Source organism: Halorubrum sp. C191, assembly GCF_002727095.1.
Lineage (GTDB): Archaea > Halobacteriota > Halobacteria > Halobacteriales > Haloferacaceae > Halorubrum > Halorubrum ezzemoulense.
The window spans coordinates 1-19,702 of the sequence record NZ_NHNZ01000032.1 but is presented as its reverse complement, the minus strand read 5'-3'; the positions used below and the strand labels follow the sequence as shown (position 1 = coordinate 19,702).

Here is a 19,702-nt window from a genome sequence, read left to right as displayed (position 1 = left end):
GGACGACCGAACCGACCGTATGGACCTCTCCGCCGCCGTCACGGCAACGACTGCGACCCTCCGTCGACGCCCCGCCGACGTCCTCCCCTTTTACCTCCTCGGCACCGCGGTGCCGGCGATCGCTCGGCTCGGCCCGTTCGCGGCGCTCGCGGGGATCTACCTCCACCTCGAACTGAACGGCCGCCTCGCCGCGGCCCGCGACTCGCTCGCCGGGGTCGAGCCGCCGCCGGAGACGCAGGACCCCGAGGCGCTTCAGGCGTGGGCCGAGGGGTTGGGCCCCGCGTTCGAACCGCTGCTCACGCCGACCGTCGTGGTCCTCTTCGCCGGGGGCGTCCTCCTCGCGGTCGCCCTCTCGGTCCTCGCGTACGCCGTCGTCTCGGCCGGCCAGCTCTCGGCGGTCGCCGCGAGCCTCCGCGACGACCGCGGGCTCGTCGCCGGGATCGCGGGCGCCCGATCCCGGTGGCTCACGTTCCTCGGGCTGTACGTCGCCGAACTCATCCTGTGGATCGGCGTGGTCGCGCTCGGATTGATCGCGGTCGGCGCGGCGTTCCTCGCGAACCCGTTCCTCGGGGCGGCGGTGGCGATCGGCGCCCTGCTCGCCGGCTTCGTTGCCCTCGCGCTCGTTCGGATCCTCTTCGCGTTCGCGCCCGCGGCCGTCGTCGTCGACGACGCCGGCGTCGTCGCCGGGGTCGAGGGCGCCGGCGGCTTCGTTCGCTCGAACCCCGTCGACGCCGCCGCGTACCTCGTGGTCGCGATCGGCGCGCTGGTCGTCGTCGCGTCGGTCGCCTCCGGGATCGCGTTCGTCGGCGGGGGCCCCGTCGTCGCGCTCGCCAGCGCCGTCGTCGTCGCGCCCGCGCTCGACCTGCTGAAGACGGTCCTCTACGGCGACTACCGCGGGACGGTCGACCCCCTCTCGCCGACGGAGGCGGGCCTCCGGGCCCAGCTCGGCGGCGGCCTCCGACGCGGGTGGCGGGAGCTGCGCGGGTTCGTCCGGTCGACGCCGGGCTCCCACGCGCTCGCGCTCGGAGTGGCCGTCGGGTTCGGCGCGCTCGGGTGGGTCGCCGCCGCGCCGTTCGCGGAGATGGCCCCGACCTCGATCGAGGGTCGGATCGCCGGACAGATCCCGCCCGTAGCGGCGCTGACGTACTTCGGGAACAACTGGGGGGTCGCGATCGCGACCGCCTTCTCGGGCGTCGGGCTTGCCCTCCCCGCGCTCTCGTCGCTCGCGTTCAACGGCCTCGCGCTCGGCGCCACCGCGGCCTTGGAGGAGAACCTCTCCGCGCTCGTCGCGTTCGTGGTCCCGCACGGGATCTTCGAGATCCCCGCGCTCGTCGTCTCCGGCGCGCTCGGCGTCCGCCTCGGCGCGGTCTCGTGGCGGACGTTTCGCGGCCGCGCGAGCCGCGAGCGGTTCGCCGACGCCTTGGAGACAGCGTTCTGGGTGACCGTCGGGATCGGGATTCTGATCACCGTCGCCGCCGTTATCGAGGGGTTCGTCAGTCCGTACTACTGGCGGCCGTTCCTCTAGCTCGCGACCGAGCGGCGACCCGTCTGCGGGCGTCCGGCCGGAGAGGCGCCGGCCCGCCCGCAGCCTTATTACCGCGCGGGCGAAGCGTCGGTATGCGACCGCTCGTCGCCGTCATCCTCGTCGGCGTCCCGCTCATGTGGCTCGTCGGCTTCGCCGCCTACGCGTACGTCGACGCGCCCAAGTACGGAATGGACCCGCGCAAGTGGGCGCTCATCTCGTTCGTCGTCCCGCTGTTCGGCTTCTTCGCGTACGTCTTCGAGCGGGGTGAGCGCGACTACGACCCGGACACCGACCCGTACGCCGGCGGGAGCGACGAGCGGACCGGCGGCTTCGCCGTCCACGAGTCGCGGCAGGGCGAAGAGCGGCTCGGCCCGGCGGGGACGGAGGCGGACGACGGTGACGACGCGGACGACGAGTGGAACGACCCGGACGGCGTCGACCTCTGACGGGACGATCGGGACAGGCCCCGGTCAGTACCGAGACGGCGGTGAGTGAGACGGTACGTAATCACCGATGAGGCTGGGGAGGTGTGCGATGCTGTGTAGTGCCGTACTGGGCGGGGCGGGAGTCAAAAGGGCAGCCGCGGGGCTTTAGCGGGTTTCGCTGCCGATGTACTCGCCACGATTTAGTTACGGTCGGCGTCACCGTTCGACAGAAGCGACCAATCGTACCAGTACTAAATCGCGTCGCGGAGCGCCGTTCGCCGACGGTCGAGGTCGAACGCGGCGTCAGGTGCGTCGAGCCGGTCGAAGAACGCGAACGCGTCGGCGCCGGCGCGCTCGGCGTGGCCGATCAGCGCCTCGATCGCCGCACGGTTGAGCGCGAACGACTCCAGCTTGCCACAGCAGAGCGCCAGCGCGACGCCCGCCTCGCCGGAGGGGAAGGCAGGATCGATAACCGACAGGTCCGGGTCGACGGGCGCGTCGCCCGCGACCCCCGCCTCCGCGGCCGGGACGACCCGCAGGCACCGAGTACAGATCGCGACCGCGTCGGCCGGCGCGTACTCGCGGATCGGGGGCGGCACGGCGAACCCGACGGCGTCGGCGTCGCAGTGAGGACAGGGCACGACCGGAGATAGGCGGCGCTCGAAACTTAAACGCGGCCGTCTTCGGTGCGGCGAGAGCGGCGAGGGAAAACGGACAGAGCGATCGACAGAAAGAACGGCCGACGCGCGGTGGACGGTCAGTCGGCGGGCTCGGGTTCCTCGGTCTCCGCGGCCGCGACCTCTGCGGCCTCGGCCTCCTCAGCGGCCTCCTCTTCCTCCTTCTTCGCTTTGATCTTCTTCATGCGGAATATCTCCTCGCGCTCCTGCTCTTCGAGCTTCTGCTCGATGTACTCCTGATTCTCGTAGAGGCTCGGGAGCAGGGTGAACTCCAGGGCGTTCACGCGGCGCTTCGTGGTCTCGATCTCCGTGAGCATCTTCTTCATCGCCGTCTCCACCTCGGCGGCGAGGATGATCGACTCGAGCAGCTCCTCGTAGGCGTCGGCCGCCTCGTCGATCCGCGCCGAGGAGCCGAGGAGCCCGTACCCGCGCTCGTCGAGGCTCTTCTGTACCTTCGAGGACTCGATCTGCGGGACCACGACGCCCATGATGTTCTTCGACTGGGTCGTGATCTCCGGGTGCTCTTTCAGCGCCGCGGCCGCGCCGCGGACCGCCACGTCGCCCTCCATCGCCCGGGCCATGTCGATCTTCCGCTGGGCCGTCTCGTAGTTCTCGGAGACCTCCGACCGGACGTCCTGCGCCTGGTCGAGGATGTCCATGAACTCCATGATGAGCCCGTCGCGCTTCTGTTCGAGCGTGTCGTGACCGCGCTCGGAGAGCTCGATGCGGTCCTCGATCGCCATCAGGTTCTTGCGCGTCGGTTTGACGTCCTTGGCCATCTTGAGGGTAGGTTCCGCTCCGAGGCGGTTAATTCTTTTCAGACGCGCCGGATCGGCCGGGCAGCCGCCGCGGATCGGCCCCCGAGCGCGGTCACCGCGGCGCGGTCGCTGGCGAGGGGTATCGACCGCGGGTAAAAGGTGAGTCGAGGCGGATCAGTCGGCCGCTTCGACGACCTTGCGCTCGGAGTCGTCCTCGCGGTAGTGCTCCTCGATGAACTCCTCGTCGATCCGGTTGAGGGCGTCCTTCGGCAGCATCGAGAGGAGGTCCCAGCCGATCGAGAGCGTCTCGTCGATGTCGCGGTTCGTCTCGAAGCCCTGGTCGATGAACTCGGACTCGAACGCGTCCGCGAAGTCGAGGTACTTGTTGTCGAGCTCCGACAGCGCCTCGCGACCGACGATGTTCACGAGGTCGCGGAGGTCCTCACCTTCCGCGTACGCCGCGAACATCTGGTCTTTCACGTCGGCGTGGTCGGCGCGGGTGAGCCCCTCGCCGATCCCGTCGTCCATCAGCCGCGACAGGCTGGGGAGGACGTTGATCGGCGGCTGGAGGCCCTGGCTGTTGAGGTCGGGGTCGACGTAGATCTGCCCCTCCGTGATGTACCCGGTCAGGTCCGGGATCGGGTGAGTGTCGTCGTCGCCCGGCATCGTGAGGATCGGGATCTGCGTGACCGAGCCCTCGCGGCCCTTGATCCGGCCCGCGCGCTCGTACAGCTGCGCCAGGTCGGTGTACATGTACCCGGGGTACCCGCGGCGGCCGGGCACCTCCTCGCGGGCCGCCCCGATCTCGCGGAGCGCCTCGCAGTAGTTGGTCATGTCCGTCAGGATGACGAGGACGTGGTAGTCCTTCTCGAAGGCGAGGTACTCGGCCGTGGTGAGCACCATGCGCGGGGTGACCGTCCGCTCGACGGCGGGGTCGTCCGCGAGGTTCATGAAGACGACGGAGCGCTCCAGCGCACCGGTGCGCTCGAAGTCCTCCATGAACTCGTTCGCCTCCTCCTGGGTGATCCCCATCGCGCCGAAGATGACGGCGAACTCGGAGCCCTCCTCGTCGTCGCCGCCTTCCTCCTCCTCCGGCACGCTAGCCTGCCGGGCGATCTGCATCGCCAGCTCGCTGTGCGGCTGGCCGGAGCTGGAGAAGATCGGGAGCTTCTGCCCGCGGACGAGCGTGTTCATCCCGTCGATGGCGGAGACGCCCGTCTCGATGAACTCCTCGGGGTACTCCCGGGAGTACGGGTTGATCGCCGCGCCGACGATGTCCTGTCGCTCCTCGGGGACGATCTCCGGGCCGTCGTCGATCGGGCGGCCGGAGCCGTCGAGCACCCGCCCGAGGAGGTCCTCGGTGACGGGCATCTTCATCGTCTCGCCAAGGAAGCGGACGGACGCGTCTCTGTCGATACCGCTCGTCCCCTCGAAGACCTGGATCGCGACCACGTCCTCCGAGGATTCGAGCACCTGTCCGCGCAGCGTCTCGCCCTGTGCCGTCTCGATCTCGACGATCTCGTCGTAGCCGATCGCCTCGTCGACCTCGGCGTACACGAGGGGGCCGCTGATCTCGGTGATGGTTTGATACTCTTTCATGGTCAGTAGAGGCTCCGGAGCTCCTCGGTGATCTCCGACTTGAGATCCTCGACGTACTCCTCGTAGTCCTCTTGGACGCCGATACGGTTAATCCGCGGGGCCGACTCGATGTCGATGATCTCCTCGACCGGGACGCCGGCGTCGAGCGCGTCGAACGCCTCGTCGTTGAACGTCTGGATCGTCGTCAGCATCAGGTACGTCTTCTCCGGCGGACAGAACGTGTCGACCGGGTGGAACGCGTTCTGCTGGAGGTACGCCTCGCGCAGGTAGCGCGCGACCTCCAGCGTCAGCTGCTGGTCGTCGGGCAGGGCGTCCTTCCCGACGAGCTGGACGATCTCCTGAAGCTCCGTCTCTTCGTCGAGCACGTCGACCGCCCACTGGCGGCGCTCCGCCCAGTCGTCGGCGACCTCGTCCTCGAACCAAGGGTCGAGCTGGTCTTTGTACAGCGAGTAGGACTCGTTCCAGTTGATCGACGGGAAGTGGCGCCGCTCCGCCAAGTCCGCGTCGAGCGCCCAGAACGTCTTCACGATCCGCAGCGTGTTCTGGGTGACCGGCTCGGAGAAGTCGCCGCCGGGCGGCGACACCGCGCCGATCGCCGAGACGGAGCCCTCCGTCCCGTTGATGTTCTCGAAGTAGCCGGCGCGCTCGTAGAACTGCGCGAGCCGGGCGGCGAGGTACGCGGGGTACCCCTCCTCGCCGGGCATCTCCTCCAGCCGGGAGGAGATCTCGCGCATCGCTTCCGCCCACCGCGAGGTGGAGTCGGCCATCAGCGCCACGTCGTACCCCATGTCGCGGTAGTACTCGGCGATCGTGATCCCGGTGTAGATACAGGACTCACGCGCCGCGACCGGCATGTTCGAGGTGTTCGCGATGAGCGAGGTGCGGGCCATCAGCGGGTTGCCGTTGGCCGGGTCCTCGAGCTCGGGGAAGTCCTCGATGACCTCGGTCATCTCGTTGCCGCGCTCGCCGCAGCCGACGTAGACGATGATGTCCGCGTCGGCGTACTTCGCGAGCTGGTGCTGCGTGACCGTCTTCCCGGAGCCGAACGGGCCGGGGATCGCGGCCGTCCCGCCCTTCGCGATGGGGAAGAGTCCGTCGAGGATGCGCTGGCCGGACACCAGCGGCGTCCGGGGCGTCTTCTTGTCGTTGGCGGGGCGCGCCTCGCGCACCGGCCACTCCTGGTGCATCGAGACCTCCTCGCCGTTGTCGAGCTCGACGACCGTCTCGGTGACGTCGAAGGATCCGGACTCGGCGGCGACGACCTCGCCGCCCTCGTAGTCCGGCGGCACCATGACCTTGTGGTCGATGGTGACCGTCTCCTCGACGACGCCGACGATGTCGCCGGGCTCGACGACGTCGCCCGCCTCGACCTCGGGCTCGAACTCCCACTCCTCCTCGAGGTCGATGCCGGGCGCGTCGACCCCGCGGTCGAGGTACGGACTGCCCATCTTGCCCTCCAGCACGTCCAGGGGGCGCTGAACGCCGTCGTAGATGGCGTCCAGCATCCCCGGGCCGAGGTCGACCGACAGCGGCTCGCCCGTGTTCTCGACGGGTTCGCCGGGGCCGACGCCGGAGGTCTCCTCGTACACCTGAACCGTCGTGAGGTCGCCCTCGATCTCGATCACTTCCCCCATGAGCCCTTCGTCGCCGACGTAGACGACGTCGTTCATGCGGGCGTTGAGATCGCGGGCGGTCACGACCGGACCGCTCACGCTCTGGATGACGCCGCTGTCTTCGACGGCGTCGGTTGTGTCTGCTTTGCTCATATTAGTCGTCTTCCTCCATCAGGTCGATGCCGATGGCGCGTTTGATCTGGTCGCGCAGCCCGCCGCTCCCGGCGCCGGAGCCGCCGAGCGTCACGAGGACCGGTTCGATGCTGCCCTCGACCGCCTCGCGGGTCCCCCGCGAGAGGTGGTCGAGGTCGTCGTCGTGCATCACGATGATGCCGACGCCCTCGTCGTCGAGCGTCCGCTCGACGGCGTCGTCGAGCTTCTCGTCCTTCTCGTCGTCCGGCACGTTCTCGAACGCCCGAACGCCGGCGAGGCGGAATCCGGTCGTGAACTCCGGGCTGCCGACGACCGCTATCTCCTGGCTCATGTTATCACCAGCTCCGATTCGATCTCGTCGGCCGAGAGGCCGGCCTCCTTGCCGCGGGCGATCGCCCGGATGTTCTCCGTCTCGCGCTCCTTCGCGAGGATGTACGAGATGACCGGGGTGACCGACACCGGGTGGATCGTGCCGAGCCGGTCGCCGTACGCCAGCAGCGCGCCGTCGATCGCGTGTTCGAACGCGATGAGGCTGTCCGCCTCCTCGAGCTCGCGCAGCGCGGGCCCGAGCTCCTCGCCGTACTGGCTGTCGCCGATGTACTCGACCAGTTCGTCGAGGTTCTGCGCCAGCCGCGCGAGCGACGAGCGGGTGAACAGGTCGCCCCCCTCGATGAAGTACGCGGCGGGGTCGATGTCGGCGCCAGAGCGGGCGAGACGGAGCGCGTTCGTCGCGTTCCGGAAGTCGACCTCCGCCACCAGGAACGACTCGTACTGCCGGGTCGGCTCGTCGCCGCCGAGCCCGGAGAGGAGCCGCTCGTAGAACGCGCGGTCGACCGCGTTCTCTAAGGGCACCAGCACGTCCGTCTCCTCGAACTCGGCGTACGCCTCCCGCAGCGGCTCCCCGTAGATCGTGTCTTCGAGGACCTCGATCACGCCGTCGATCGAGTCCGCCTCAAGCAGGCGACGGATCCGGCGGTCGTCGAACTCGCCGGCGCGGATCAGGTCGACCTCGACGGCCGACTGCTCCGCGTCGGTGTAGACGCCGCGGATGACCGTCTTCACGTTCCAGGCGTCGAACTTCCGGAGGTACCGGGCGATCAGGTCGTACAGCGACCCCTCGCTCCAGTCGAGGATGGCGTCGAACTGCTCGGCGAGGTTCCGGTTCAGCGCGTACTCGATCAGGTCCACGCCGCCGTGGCGGCTGCCGAGCGCGTTGATCTCCTCGCCGTAGCTCGACTCCTCCATGAACCGGGCGATCTCGGCCGGGCCCATCCGGGTGAGCTTGCGGTACTCCTCGTCCCCGTAGAGGCTGCCGCGGCGGGCACGAACCCGCGCGACGACGTACTCGGGGTTCGGGCTGCCGGCGGCGCTCATTGGTCGAACAGCCGCTCCGAGATGTTCTTCAACTCGTCGTCCCAGACTGCCTCCAGGACCGAGTCGAACGTGTTGTTCACGCGAACGCGGGAGGTGTCGCTCTCCGCGACGACGCCGCCGAGGCAGTCGACCTCGCCGTCGACCTCGGCGTTGCGGTCCGCGACGAGGTCTTCGAGCAGGTCGACGTCCTCGGCGCGGGTGTAGACGGCGACGGCCTCGTCGTCGTCGAACTCCGCGAGGCTCGCGTCGAGTAAGGCCTCGGTGAGCTCGCGGCGATCGTCGCCGTCGAGGGCGGCGATGGCCGCTTCGACGTCGTCGTGGACGTCCTCCAAGACGTCACGTCGAGCGCCGAGCCGCTCCTGTTTGGCCTCGAGCTTCGCCGAGGAGAGCGTCTGTTCGCGCTCTTGGTCGATCTGGTCTTCGACCTCGGCGAGTCGCTCCTCGCGGATGCGCTCCGCGTCGGCCTCCGCCTCGGCGACGATCTCGTCGGCCTCCGCCTCGGCCTGTTCGCGGATCTCCTCCGCACGCGCGCGGGCCTCATCTTCGACGTCCTCAACGACGGTTTCCAAACTCATTGGTGTGGAAGGAAGTACCGCTTAGACGATGAAGACGACGACGAGTGCGAGGATGACGATCGTCTCGGGAAGGACGGTCAGGATGAGCCCGTTGACGAAGAGGTCGTCGTCCTCGGCCATCGCCCCGACGGCGGCCGACCCGATACCGCGCTCCGCGTAGCCCGCGCCCAGCGCCGCGAGCCCGACGGCCAGCGCCGCCGCGGCGTTGGGGTCAGTCAGCGTTCCACCAGTCGACAGTACGAGGTTCCCGAGTTCGTTGGTAGCTTCAAGCATTGGTAGTAGTTGCGGTTGCTCGTCTCCGAACGGTTGCTATTTGCCCCCAGAGGAGTCATAAAGCTTCCCAAAACGACCGGACAGAAGACGGAAGAACGGAGGCGAGAGCGGACGCTATCGCGTCGAAACCCGACGGAACCGTCGCGTTTCAACCGGCTGCGAAGCGGCGAGACCGGCGGACGACAGACGGTCGGGTCGACCGTCAGTCGTCGCGGGTGTACTTCCGGTCGCGGCCGAACGGGAGGTACGCCCGCCCGCCGCCCTCGTAGAAGTTCCCGAAGAACTCCACGTACTCGAGGCGGACCGCCTGGATGCCGGCGGACGTGACGCCGAGCAGCAAGACGACGAGGTGGCCGACGAGCGCCACGACGATGCCGCCCACGAGGGCGACGATGCCCATGAGACCGATCGAGGCGGGGTCAAACGCGGTGGTGATCCCCGCGAAGACCAGCTCCTCGCTCGGCGTCTCCTGGACGTGATGGAGGTGCTCCGCGGAGAAGATGAAGTGGAAGCTCCCCTCGCCCCCCTTGTCGATGTACGCACCGAACGCGAGCAGGTTGACCGCGAGCGCCATCCCGCCCTTCGCGAGCAGGACGGCCATGATCCGGGCGTACGAGATGACGTTGACGATGGGCGAGAGGAACTCCGCGAGCTCCGGCGGCTCGCCGATCCCGAGCAGGACGAGCCCAAGACCCGCGGCGACGGCGCCGGCGATACCGACGACGACCGGGAAGCCGCTGAACGAGACCGTGCCGAACGTGAGGAGCGACACCGACTCGAACAGGAAGTCGGGCTTCGGGCCGGGGACGTGCTGGCTGAAGATCCAGATCCACGCGCCGTTGAGGATCAGGAGCCACGAGCCGGCCTCGTAGAGCGCGTGCTTCACGTCGTGCTGCTGGAGCGTGCTCACGAACGAGAGCACGTGGCCGATGTTGAGGTGAACGATACCGAACACCACGCTGACGACGAGGAATGAGAGCCCCCAGTCGAGGTCGGCCGGTGAGAGCCCCTTCCCGGCGACGGGCCAGTGGACATCGCCCGGCAGCAGCTGGTAGGCGTGGTAGCCGAACAGGTCGATGCCGAAGTAGATCCCGAACAGTATCGTGAAGCCGCCCGCCCACATCGCGACGGAGCCGAGTTCGCGGAACGCGCCGTCGAACCGGGAGTACATGAAGAACCCGATGGCGGCGTACAGGACGCCGTACCCCACGTCGCCGATCATGAACCCGAACATCGCCGGGAACGTGAGGAACACGAGCAGCGTCGGGTCGAACTCGGAGTACTTCGGCCGCCCGAACGCCTGGACGAGCAGTTCGAAGGGGCCGGCCGCGCTCCCGTTGTCCTGGACGACCGGCGGGTCGTCGGTGCCGTGCGCCGCGTGGCCGCCGTCGGTAGCGACCGCCGCTTCTGTTTCGGCGGACGCACTGCCGTCGTCGGCCGACGGCGACTCGGTGCCGCCACTCCTGTCGACCGGCTCGGAGTGGTGGTCGCCGTCGGGGGTGAACGAGGCGCGTTCGAGCTCCTCGACCTCGACGTGGTCGCCGACCGCGTCGACGACCGCCGCCTCGAAGTCGGGGTACGACTCGGTCGGCACCCACCCCTCCGCGACGAACGCGTTCTCGGTGGTCGCGAACGAGAGCGGCGCCTCCTTCTTTTCGGCCTCGATCGTGAGCTTCTCCTCGGCGCGCAGCAGGAAGCCCGCGGCCTCCTCCTTCACCGAGTCGAGCTCGGCTTTGACGCCGTCGAGCTCGTCGCGGAGGTCGGCCTGCTCGGCCTCCAGCTCCGCGACGTACTCCTCCGGGCTCGCGTCGGCGTCCGGCACGTCGAGCAGCGCGATGTCGACGCCGACGAGCGCGTCCTGAACGACGCCCTCCGCGTCGCCGTCGGTCGGCCTCGCGACGATGGCGAGCACGTCGCCGCCGACGAACACGTCGAAGGCGTCGACCGTCTCGGCGTCCCCGAGCGCCGCCTCGACGGCGGCGGGTTTCGCCTCGCCGACGACGACCTCGACCGAGTCGTAGCCGCGCAGGTAGTCCAGGTCGATCCCGAGCTCCGCGAACGGCTCCATCCGGTCGATCTCCTCCTGTCGGTCGCGGATCGCGCCCTGTAGCTCGTCGCGCCGGTCGTTGAGCTCGTTGACGCGGTCGCGGACACGGTCGAGCTCGGCTTCGAGCTCGTCGTCGTCAAGCGACCGCGCGACCTCGGCGTCGTCCTCGTCGACGTCGAGGATGCTCTCCAGCGACCGAACCGTCACGAGCCGCTCGTTGACGGTCTCGGCCCCGTCGAGCGACGTTCCGGGGTCGAACCCCTCGTACCGGTCGTCGTAGTCGGTGACGTGCAGGGAGTGGTGGGCGTACGCCGCCTCGATGACGTCGTCGATGACGCGCTTCGAGCCCGTCACCGACACCCGGCTCATCTGCTCAGGCCTGAGCATCCACCGCCTCCTCGGCCTGCTCGTGAACCGCCGCCTCGAACCGCTCGACGGCGTAGTCGACGGCCGATTCCACGCGGTCGCGGGCCTCGCGTTCGAGCTCGTCGCGGTCGGCACGCCCCGACTCGAGGATCTCCTCGCGCCGCTCCTCGATCTCCGCTCGGGCCGTGTCGAGCCGCTCTTGGGCCTCGGACTCCGCCTCCTCCTCGGCCTCGGCGCGGATCTCGTCCGCGCGCTCTCGAGCCTCGGCGAGGCGCTCTTCGGCGTCGGACTCCGCTTCCGCGACGATCTCGTCCGCCTCCCGTTCGGCCTGCTTGATGGATTCGAGCACCTCTGGTCTCGCCATGCTACTAATCGCCTGAAACTCTAGAAGCGACGTATAAGGTGTTTGCGAAAGCCCGCGGGGGTGCGACCGGATTCTGAGGCGATTCGGCGGTACTTCGAGCCGAACGCGTCGGCCGCAGTCGCGCGCCGCCGCCTACATTTAAGTAGCAGTCGCCGGACCGTCACCGTATGGCAACGGTGTATGCGGTCGCGTCGGCGAAGGGTGGCGTCGGGAAGACCACCACGACCGCCGCGCTGGCGACGGTGCTGGCGGACTCGGGCGCCGACGTCGTCGCGATCGACGCCGACCTCGGCATGGCGAACCTCGCGGACGCTGTCGGGGTGACGCCCGGCGAGATCACGATTCACGATGTACTCGCCGGCGACGCGGACCCGGCGGCGGCGGTCCGGGAGGGGCCGTCCGGGCTGCGGGTCGTGCCGGGGGCGGCCGACCTCGACGCGTACGCGGCCGCGGACCCCTCCAGGCTCCGCGGGGTCGTCGAGGCGTTCGACGGCGCCGACTACGTGTTCGTCGATGCGGGCGCGGGACTGTCGCACGACTCCACGCTCCCGCTCGCGATCGCCGACGAGACGCTGCTCGTCTCGACGCCGGAGCGGAGCGCCCTCGGCGACACCGAGAAGACGCGGCAGTTGACGGAGCGACTCGGCGGGACGGTCGCGGGCGCCGCGATCACCCGCGTGACGGCCGACGCCGACGAGGTCGTCACGGCGCTGCTCGACGCTTCCGTCCTCGGACGGATCCCCGAAGACGAGGCCGTGGCCCGGGCCGCGGCGGCGGGCCGGTCCCTGCCGGAGGCCGCGCCCGACGCGCCGGCGACGCGGGCCTACCGCGACCTGACCCGAGCGCTGACCGGCGCCGAGGTGGAGGGGGCGGGACTCGACGGGTCCGCGGCCGACACCGCGAGCGGAGCCGGGGCGGACGACGCAGAGGGCGACGGCGAGCCGACCGCGACGGACGACGACGCCGTGATCGTCGACGACGGACCGGCGGCGGACGACGCGGACGACGGCGGCCCGAGCGAGGTGAGCGAGCGGGACGCTGCCGGGGAAACGGATGGGGACGCGGCCGCCGAGGCCGAGGCGGACCAAGACGAGGGCACGGAGCCCGAGTCGGACGAAGACATCATCGTCGCGGACCCCGACGCGAGCGGCGTGGCCGAGCCGGGCGACGGCGACGACATCATCGTCGCGAGCGAGAGCGAACCGCCGGACGGCGACGCGGACGAAAAGGTGAGCGACGACGCGGAGGGAGACGTGGGCGACGATACGGAGGAAGGCGGTGACGACGGCGCGGACGGAGACGTGAGCGACGATACGGACGGGGAAGCACGCGACGCCCGCGGCGACCCGAAAGAGCCCGTCGAGAACGACGAGCCGACTCGCGAGGCCGTCGGCGATGCGGCGAGCGACGACGAGGCCGGCGGAACCGACGCCGGTGACGAGTCCATGGCTGGAGGGAGGGCGGCCGCCGAGCTCGAGGCCACCGGCCCCGAGGCCGAGACGGAGGAGGAGCCGGACGCGATTCCCGACGCGGACGAGACGGCACGCGAGGCGGCCACCGAGCGCGGAGAGGCGGACGGCGAGGGGACCACGAGCGCCGACCCGGCGGCGGACGACATCGACGATGAACTCGCGGGGAGCATCCCGTTCCGCGACGACGACACCGGGACGATGAACACCGTGCTATCGGACGAGGACGAGCCGGACGGCGACGCCGGAAGAGAGGCGACAGACGACGCCGACGCGTCGTCCGCTGACGAGGAGGAGGAAGAGGGCGACGGCGGATTTTTCAGTCGGCTACTCGGTCGCTGAGCGGAGCGCGGCGGCTCGTCAGGCCTCCGAGGGAGCGCGGGCCCGGTCGCGGATCAGCTCGCGGATCTGCTCGGGGTCGGTGACGTCGGCGAGTTCCTCGCAGGAGACCAAGGCGGTGCCGTCGACCGATTCGCGCTTCTCCTTCTCCTCGGTGAAGTACACCGATCGGGTCCGGGCGACCTCGCCGATGGAGGACATGATCCGGGCGCGCTTCTCGGCCGCGGCCGTGAACGCGGAGTGGCCGGTGAGCACGCGCGTCTCGGGGCTGTCCTCGTCCTCGGAGACGGCCTTGAACGGGGCGCGGGCGGTCGGGTGGACCGTGAACCCGGCGCTCGTCAGCACGTGGAGGACGTGCTCGTCGTCCGGGTCGGCCTCGGGGGCCGACGGCGTCGGCTCCGAGTCGCGGACCTCGTCCGCGCCGTCGAGCACGTCGACCGGGCTGGAGAACGGCTGGTCGAACAGCTCCTCCAGCTGGATCGCCACCTCGATGGAGGCGTTCATCCCGTCCTCGTACTTCGAGACGGTGCGCCGGGAGACGCCCAGCTCGTTCGCGAGCCGGCCGAGCGACCAGCCGCGCTCCTCGCGCTCGTCGGCGAGGAGGTCGCCGTCGAGGCTGACGTACAGCCCGCCCGGGGCGGCGTAGATGAGCGGCGGCATCCCCTCGACGAAGAGGTCGTAGGCGGTGTCCGGGTTGATAACCGGGACGCCGTGTCGGAAGTAGACGACGCCGGGCTTCAGTTCCTCGTCGCGGGTCCGGATCCCGATCACCATCGGCGTCCCCCTGAGGTACTCGCCGAGCCGGCGCATCTCCGCGCCGGTCTCCGCGTCGAGCGCGTCGACGTTGCCGAGGATCTTCAGGAGGAGGAGGTCCTCGTTACGGCGGGCCGCCACGTCGAAGCTCTTGGGCCGGACCGCACACCGGTCGCTGACGAGGAACCCTGCGTCCTCCAGCATCGCGGTGACGTTCCCGATGAGCGCAGTCCGGGACATAGCCGGAACAAGCGTCTCGCCGTATATATGCGTTGTGTCGCCCGTTCGCCGGCGAACCCACCGCCCGCGGGCGATTTCTTCCTCCCGCGGCGGGAAACGGTTATATACCCGAGCGGTCGCTGTATCGCCTCAGCCGGCCCGGAGCAGCCTCGACCGGCCTCGAAAGGGGCTTGCCTCGGCGACGCGAACGTCGCGACATGCCGATCGTCGCCGTCGACGACACCGACTCCCGCGAGCGCGGGATGTGTACGACCTACGTGGCGACGCAGATCGCGGAGCGCCTCGCTGACGCCGGGGCTCGGGTCCGGCGCCGGCTGCTCGTCCGCCTCAATCCGGCCGTGAAACACAAGACACGCGGGAACGCCGCGGTCGCGCTCCACGTCACCGGGACGGACGCGGAGTCGGCCGCGTCGGTCGCGGCGGAGGCGGTCGAAGCGTTCGCCGCGGCCGCGGACCCGCGTACCTCGCCCGGCGTAGTGGTCGCGGACCTCGACGTCGCCGGCGACCCCTTCGATCCGACCGGAACGCCGATCCCCGACGCGGTGGCCGCGTTCGCGCGGCGCGCGCTCCGCGAGCGGCTCTCGGTCGCCGAGGCCGTCGGGCTGGCCGACGAACACGGGTTCCGACACGTCGCGGTCGGGTCGGCGGGCGGCGCGGGCGAATCGGACGCGGTCGCTGGCCGGGGGCGGATCGGCGCGCTCGCCGCGGTCGGCGCGCCGGCCGCGTTCGACGACTGGACGTTCGAGCGCATCACCTACCGCGAACTCGACCGCTGCGGGACGCCCCGCGAGGTCGACGCCGAGAGCGTCTTCGCCGCCGCCGACGAGGGGTATCCGGCGGTGTGGGACACGGTCGACCGCGGCACGGGGAAGACCGTCTGCGTGCCGAACGCGCCCGGCCCGATCCTCTACGGGATCCGGGGGGACGACGCGGCCGCGTGTCGAGCGGTGGCGGCCGCCGTCGACGGCGAGCCGACCGAGCGGGCCGCGACGTTCCTGACGAACCAGGGCACCGACGCCCACCTCGCACCCAGCCGGATCGGCGACCTCCGCGACGGCGCGGGCTATCGGGTCGCCGGCGCGGTGGCGAGCGCGCCGGAGACGAAGCGGGGTGGCCACGTCCACGTCGATGTCGCGAGCGACGCCGCCGGAGTGGAGTCGGACGGTGAGACCGACGCCGACCGCCTCCGCGCCGTCGCGTTCGCCCCGACGGGCCGGTTCCGCGACCGCGTCCGGGCGCTCCGCCCCGGCGACCGGGTCACGCTCTGCGGCGAGCACGAGGTCCGGGACAACGCGGACGAGCCGGCGAGCACCCTGAAGCTGGAGAAGTTCGCCGTCCGCGACCTCGTCCGGACCGCGCCCGCGGTGCCGACCTGCCCGGACTGCGGTCGCTCGATGTCGTCGGCCGGGAGCGATCAGGGGTACCGGTGCCGCGACTGCGGGACTGAGGCGCCGGGGAAGGTCGCGGAGCCGATCGAGCGCGACCTCGAGGCCGGCTGGTACGAGGTCCCGCCGAGCGCGCGCCGACACGTCGCGAAGCCACTCGTCCGGGGCGGGTTCGACGCGCCGACCCACCCGGAGCGATAAAGTGCTCGCCGCGCGAGCGGGCCGACGTGACCGGAATCGTCTTCCACGCGACGGAGCGGCGCGAGGTGGTCGTCGAGTTCTACCGCGAGCGACTGGGCGCGACGGTGCGGGTCGAACAGCCCGACTGTACGATCCTGGCGTTCGGCGGCTTCCTGTTCGGGTTCTGCGAGCGCGACGAGGTCGACGACTGCGGCATCCTCACGTTCGTCTACCCGGACCGTGACGCGGTCGACGCCGCGAGCGAGCGGCTCGGCGACGCGGTCGTGACGCCGCCGCGTGAGAACGAGACGTACGACATCTACCAGTGTTTCGCCGAGGACCCCGAGGGCCGGACCGTCGAGTGTCAGGTGTTTCTCGACGAGGAAGTCGACATCGAGTAAGTTGGAGAGCAGGCGAACCGCCCTCGGTTGTCGGAGCGGCCAGCGTCAGTCGTCGAGATCGCGGGCGTCGCGCCACGCCACCGCGCGCTCCTCGGCGGCATCGCGGTCGTTGAACCGCTCCCGCTCGTAGGCGGAGTCGTCGGCCGCCTGCTCCATCACGTCGAGGCGGACGACGAACTCCCCGTCGGTTCGTTCCCGGAGCCTGACGGTCGCGTACCCGTCCGATCGCTCCCACTCGGTGACCGTGCCGTCGTCGCGCTCCAGCGACCAGCCCATATCGGACCCGACGCGCCCCGCGGCTAAAGCGGTGCGGTTCCGAGGCGGTCGCGCGGGTGCCTCCCGACTTCGAGGCCTGTGTCCCCGCGAGTCAGTCGCCCGCGCTCGGCGAGCGGTCCGCGCTCGACGACCGCTCCGGCGTGGCCGCGTAGCCGCACACCGGGCAGACGACGTAGCCGAGCGAGTCGTACGGGACCGACGTCGAGGGCGCGCTCACGTCGCACTCGGGGCAGTCGAACGTCGCCGCGTTCTCGGTCGACATGGTATCACGTAACAACCGCTCACCAGTAGTTATGCGCCGCTTGCTGCCCCGTCAACGCCACCCTACTTATATACCGAGTCCGAACGTCGGCGCGTGACCGACGACGCACACGCGGGCGGGGCGGGAGCGGAGGGGTCGACCCGCCCGCACGAGCGACGACGCGGGCGGACCGCGCGCCGGTTGGACGCGGTCGACGCGGCCGGACTGGTCGCGTTCCCGAGCCGCAACCTCGAATACCTCACCGGCTTCGCCGAAGAGCCGGGCGAGCGACACTTCTTCCTCGTCGTGCCGGCGGCGGGCGCCGCCGACCCGGAGCCGGCGCTGCTCGTGCCGGCGCTGTACGAGACGCAGGTCCGCGAGGCGACGACCGTCAGTGAGGTCCGGACGTGGGCCGACGGCGAGGACCCGGTCGCGGCGACGCGCGAGCTGCTCGCGGACCGGGGGCTCGACGGCGGGCGGCTCCTCGTCGATGACACCATGTGGGCGCGGTTCTCGCAGGACCTCCGGGCGGCGGCCCCCGACGCGACGTGGGGGCTTGCGAGCGAGGCGCTCGCCGACCTCCGGGTCCGGAAGGACGAGGCCGAGGTGGCGGCGCTGCGGAAGGCCGCGGGGGTCGCGGACGCGGTCGTCGGCGACCTCCGGGAACTGGGCCCGGACGCGGTGGGCATGACGGAGGCCGCGCTCGCCGAGTGGATCGCGGACCGACTCGCCGAGCGCGGGGGCCGCGGCGTCAGCTTCGAGACGGTCGTCGCGGCGGGCGAGAACGGCGCGAAACCCCACCACGGCCACGGCGACCGGGAGATAGGCGCGGGCGAGCCGGTCGTCCTCGACTTCGGGACGCGCGTCGACGGCTACCCGTCCGACCAAACGCGGACCCTCGTCTTCGGCGAGGAGCCAGACGAGGCGTACGCCGAGGTCCACGAGGTCGTGCGCGAGGCGCAGGCGGCCGCGGTCGAGGCGGTCGTGCCCGGCGTCCCCGCGTCCGCCGTCGACCGCGCGGCGCGGGAGGTGATCGAGGCGGGCGGGTACGGCGACGCGTTCGTCCACCGGACGGGCCACGGTGTGGGCTTGGACGTCCACGAGGAGCCGTATCTCGTCGCCGGAAACGACCGCCAGTTGGAGCCGGGAATGGTGTGTTCCGTCGAGCCCGGGATCTATCTCGACGGACGGTTCGGCTGCCGGATCGAGGACCTCGTGGTCGTCACCGAGGACGGCTGCGAGCGGTTGAACCGGACCGACCGCGGCTGGGAGTGACGGGCGAGGGTGTCCCGGCTGCCGGCGGCGGAACACCTCGTCGTCAGGGTGAACGCGTCGGAAAAGCGCAGCGACAGGCGCTGCGAGCGTCGAATCGCAGATTCGGGAGTCGTGTGCTGTTCCCCCAACCGGAAATTACGGCCGGATAACATAACAGTATCACCGAATTATTTCGGTGTATTTCACCCGGCGGACCGAACGCGCGGACCGTCCCCGCGCGGCCCGAGCGGCATCGAAACCATTAGTGTCGCCCGAGCGGAACCGCGGGGCATGAGCGACACCGATGCGGACGAAGACGAGGAGGCGGAAGCGGAGCCGGCCGTCGAACTCGGCGACGGGCCGGACGTGGCCGGCGAGCCGGTCGCCCGCGTGGCGTCGCGGCTCACCTGGCCCGCGACGCGCAGCGACGTCCGCGAACAGGAGGGCGACGCCGAACTCCGGACGCCGGACGGCCCCCGAGAACTCGACGAGGTGCTCGCGGAGAGCGAGGTCCCCCTCTTCGAGAGCCGGAGCGACTTCGTCCAGGCGGTCGAGGACGTCGTCGGCCGCGGCCCGGTCGCGACCGAGTAGGCGTCGAGCGCGCCGAACCTATTTATAAACAGCAGCTGAGACGAGGAGGGACGCCCATAAATTGGCGATCGGCGCGCGCCTGCGAGCGGTCGATAGGCCGCGAGCCAGCACGCGCGAGGGAGTCGGCCGACCAGAGGGAGGCCGACGAGGCTGGGGAGGCGTGAGGTGCGGGGCGGTCGCGGTCGGGCTGGGACTCAAAGGGGCAGTTGTGAGGGCGGCGTAGACGACGTAAGCACCGAAACGAGGGAGCGAACGAAGTGAGCGACCGAGTGAGGAGCGCAGCGAGCGTACGCCGCCCTCACGACCGGGGCTTTAGAAGTGTTCGCTGTCGATCCACAGTCAGTTATTTATAAACGAGCGACGGGGACTTTGGTGGTTTCATCGGTCGATCAGCAATCAACTATTTATAAGTAAGCGGCTGGGGCTTTGGAGGTGTTCGCCACCGGTTTGAAATCGGCTATTTGGCTCTGTTGACTCGATGGAAACGCTGCTACCCTAGCAGAGCGTGAAACAAGATATGGGGCGCAAGAGACCGACCTGGATTTCGTGCCATAGAGCACGTTCTGTTGACTGGTCCGTGTGCGAAAGAAGCCGAGTCATGGGCGCTACAGCCCGGATGCCGCGCCCCGCGGCATCCGGGAAAGCCCGAATAGGTGAATCTCTGCTTCACGCACTGGCGTCCCGGGTGAACCAACCATGTACCTCGGAATCGACGTCCACAAACGGTACGCACAGGTGGCAGTAATGGATGAGGCTGGGAAGATCGTCGAAGAGGTTCGCGTCGAGAACGCGAACCTCGACGACCTCGCCCAGCGGTACGCCGG

Annotated in this window: 20 protein-coding genes and 1 pseudogene; 8 read left to right on the top strand and 13 right to left on the bottom strand. The window is 70.0% G+C overall.

Annotation, left to right across the window (positions count from 1 at the left end; all coding sequences use genetic code 11):
* Nucleotides 1-19: 19 nt before the first annotated feature.
* Together Z052_RS02620 and Z052_RS02615 are read left to right on the top strand one after the other, a co-directional pair.
* Nucleotides 20-1,525, top strand: coding sequence for a stage II sporulation protein M (locus Z052_RS02620; RefSeq protein WP_099288753.1), 1,506 nt, complete (start codon nt 20-22; stop codon nt 1,523-1,525).
* 92 nt (nt 1,526-1,617) lie between these two features.
* Entirely contained in the window at nt 1,618-1,971 is a 354-nt protein-coding gene (locus Z052_RS02615; protein ID WP_049931797.1) for a hypothetical protein, read from the top strand.
* Between the two features lie 230 nt (nt 1,972-2,201).
* Here the strand turns inward: Z052_RS02615 and Z052_RS02610 are convergent, their stop codons facing one another.
* From Z052_RS02610 to ahaH, 10 genes are all read right to left on the bottom strand, one after another.
* The gene (locus tag Z052_RS02610) at nt 2,202-2,591 is read right to left on the bottom strand and encodes a DUF6276 family protein (RefSeq protein ID WP_094495448.1); all 390 of its coding nucleotides are present in this window, start codon (nt 2,589-2,591) and stop codon (nt 2,202-2,204) included.
* Nucleotides 2,592-2,707: 116 nt separating this feature from the next.
* Nucleotides 2,708-3,406, bottom strand: a complete 699-nt coding sequence (locus tag Z052_RS02605) for a V-type ATP synthase subunit D (protein WP_094520634.1) — start codon at nt 3,404-3,406, stop codon at nt 2,708-2,710.
* A gap of 153 nt (nt 3,407-3,559) precedes the next feature.
* Nucleotides 3,560-4,984: a V-type ATP synthase subunit B gene (locus Z052_RS02600; RefSeq protein WP_049931791.1), complete on the bottom strand. Its 1,425-nt coding sequence runs from the start codon at nt 4,982-4,984 to the stop codon at nt 3,560-3,562.
* Between the two features lie 2 nt (nt 4,985-4,986).
* Nucleotides 4,987-6,750 carry an ATP synthase subunit A gene (locus tag Z052_RS02595; RefSeq protein WP_049931790.1) on the bottom strand — a complete coding sequence of 588 codons (1,764 nt, stop codon included), beginning with the start codon at nt 6,748-6,750 and terminating at the stop codon, nt 4,987-4,989.
* 1 nt (nt 6,751) lies between these two features.
* Entirely contained in the window at nt 6,752-7,081 is a 330-nt protein-coding gene (locus tag Z052_RS02590; protein WP_006629423.1) for a V-type ATP synthase subunit F, read from the bottom strand.
* Entirely contained in the window at nt 7,078-8,124 is a 1,047-nt protein-coding gene (locus tag Z052_RS02585) for a V-type ATP synthase subunit C (protein ID WP_049931788.1), read from the bottom strand. Before Z052_RS02585 ends, Z052_RS02590 begins: the two co-directional genes overlap by 4 nt.
* The gene (locus Z052_RS02580; protein ID WP_049931787.1) at nt 8,121-8,699 is read right to left on the bottom strand and encodes a V-type ATP synthase subunit E; all 579 of its coding nucleotides are present in this window, start codon (nt 8,697-8,699) and stop codon (nt 8,121-8,123) included. Before Z052_RS02580 ends, Z052_RS02585 begins: the two co-directional genes overlap by 4 nt.
* Before the next feature lie 21 nt (nt 8,700-8,720).
* Nucleotides 8,721-8,972: an ATP synthase subunit K gene (locus Z052_RS02575; RefSeq protein WP_049931785.1), complete on the bottom strand. Its 252-nt coding sequence runs from the start codon at nt 8,970-8,972 to the stop codon at nt 8,721-8,723.
* A gap of 202 nt (nt 8,973-9,174) precedes the next feature.
* Nucleotides 9,175-11,388 (bottom strand): V-type ATP synthase subunit I, encoded by a 2,214-nt coding sequence (locus Z052_RS02570; RefSeq protein ID WP_094519947.1) that lies wholly within the window; start codon nt 11,386-11,388, stop codon nt 9,175-9,177.
* A gap of 4 nt (nt 11,389-11,392) precedes the next feature.
* Complete coding sequence (gene ahaH, locus Z052_RS02565; protein ID WP_049931783.1) at nt 11,393-11,749, bottom strand: ATP synthase archaeal subunit H; 357 nt, start codon at nt 11,747-11,749, stop codon at nt 11,393-11,395.
* Nucleotides 11,750-11,916: 167 nt separating this feature from the next.
* Here ahaH and Z052_RS02560 point away from each other — a divergent pair, with 167 nt between their 5' ends.
* Nucleotides 11,917-13,560, top strand: a complete 1,644-nt coding sequence (locus tag Z052_RS02560) for a P-loop NTPase (RefSeq protein WP_094519945.1) — start codon at nt 11,917-11,919, stop codon at nt 13,558-13,560.
* Nucleotides 13,561-13,578: 18 nt separating this feature from the next.
* Here Z052_RS02560 and Z052_RS02555 read toward each other — a convergent pair whose 3' ends face one another.
* On the bottom strand, nt 13,579-14,550 hold the full coding sequence (locus Z052_RS02555; RefSeq protein WP_049931780.1) for a transcriptional regulator: 972 nt from the start codon (nt 14,548-14,550) through the stop codon (nt 13,579-13,581).
* A 197-nt stretch (nt 14,551-14,747) separates the two neighbouring features.
* Between Z052_RS02555 and Z052_RS02550 the strand changes: the two genes are divergently transcribed.
* Nucleotides 14,748-16,136 (top strand): tRNA(Ile)(2)-agmatinylcytidine synthase, encoded by a 1,389-nt coding sequence (locus Z052_RS02550; RefSeq protein WP_094495450.1) that lies wholly within the window; start codon nt 14,748-14,750, stop codon nt 16,134-16,136.
* 26 nt (nt 16,137-16,162) lie between these two features.
* Nucleotides 16,163-16,516 (top strand): VOC family protein, encoded by a 354-nt coding sequence (locus tag Z052_RS02545; RefSeq protein ID WP_099288752.1) that lies wholly within the window; start codon nt 16,163-16,165, stop codon nt 16,514-16,516.
* 45 nt (nt 16,517-16,561) lie between these two features.
* Here Z052_RS02545 and Z052_RS02540 read toward each other — a convergent pair whose 3' ends face one another.
* Nucleotides 16,562-16,792, bottom strand: coding sequence for a hypothetical protein (locus Z052_RS02540; RefSeq protein ID WP_094580245.1), 231 nt, complete (start codon nt 16,790-16,792; stop codon nt 16,562-16,564).
* Nucleotides 16,793-16,883: 91 nt separating this feature from the next.
* Nucleotides 16,884-17,054, bottom strand: coding sequence for a hypothetical protein (locus Z052_RS20390; RefSeq protein WP_167373102.1), 171 nt, complete (start codon nt 17,052-17,054; stop codon nt 16,884-16,886).
* Nucleotides 17,055-17,147: 93 nt separating this feature from the next.
* On the opposite strand from Z052_RS20390, the gene Z052_RS02535 reads away from it, so the two are divergent.
* From Z052_RS02535 to Z052_RS02525, 3 genes and pseudogenes are all read left to right on the top strand, one after another.
* Nucleotides 17,148-18,308 carry a Xaa-Pro peptidase family protein gene (locus tag Z052_RS02535; protein WP_099288751.1) on the top strand — a complete coding sequence of 387 codons (1,161 nt, stop codon included), beginning with the start codon at nt 17,148-17,150 and terminating at the stop codon, nt 18,306-18,308.
* A 270-nt stretch (nt 18,309-18,578) separates the two neighbouring features.
* Nucleotides 18,579-18,878, top strand: coding sequence for a DUF5789 family protein (locus Z052_RS02530; RefSeq protein ID WP_049931770.1), 300 nt, complete (start codon nt 18,579-18,581; stop codon nt 18,876-18,878).
* Nucleotides 18,879-19,574: 696 nt separating this feature from the next.
* Nucleotides 19,575-19,702 (top strand): annotated as a pseudogene (locus tag Z052_RS02525) (IS110 family transposase); the annotation flags it as partial.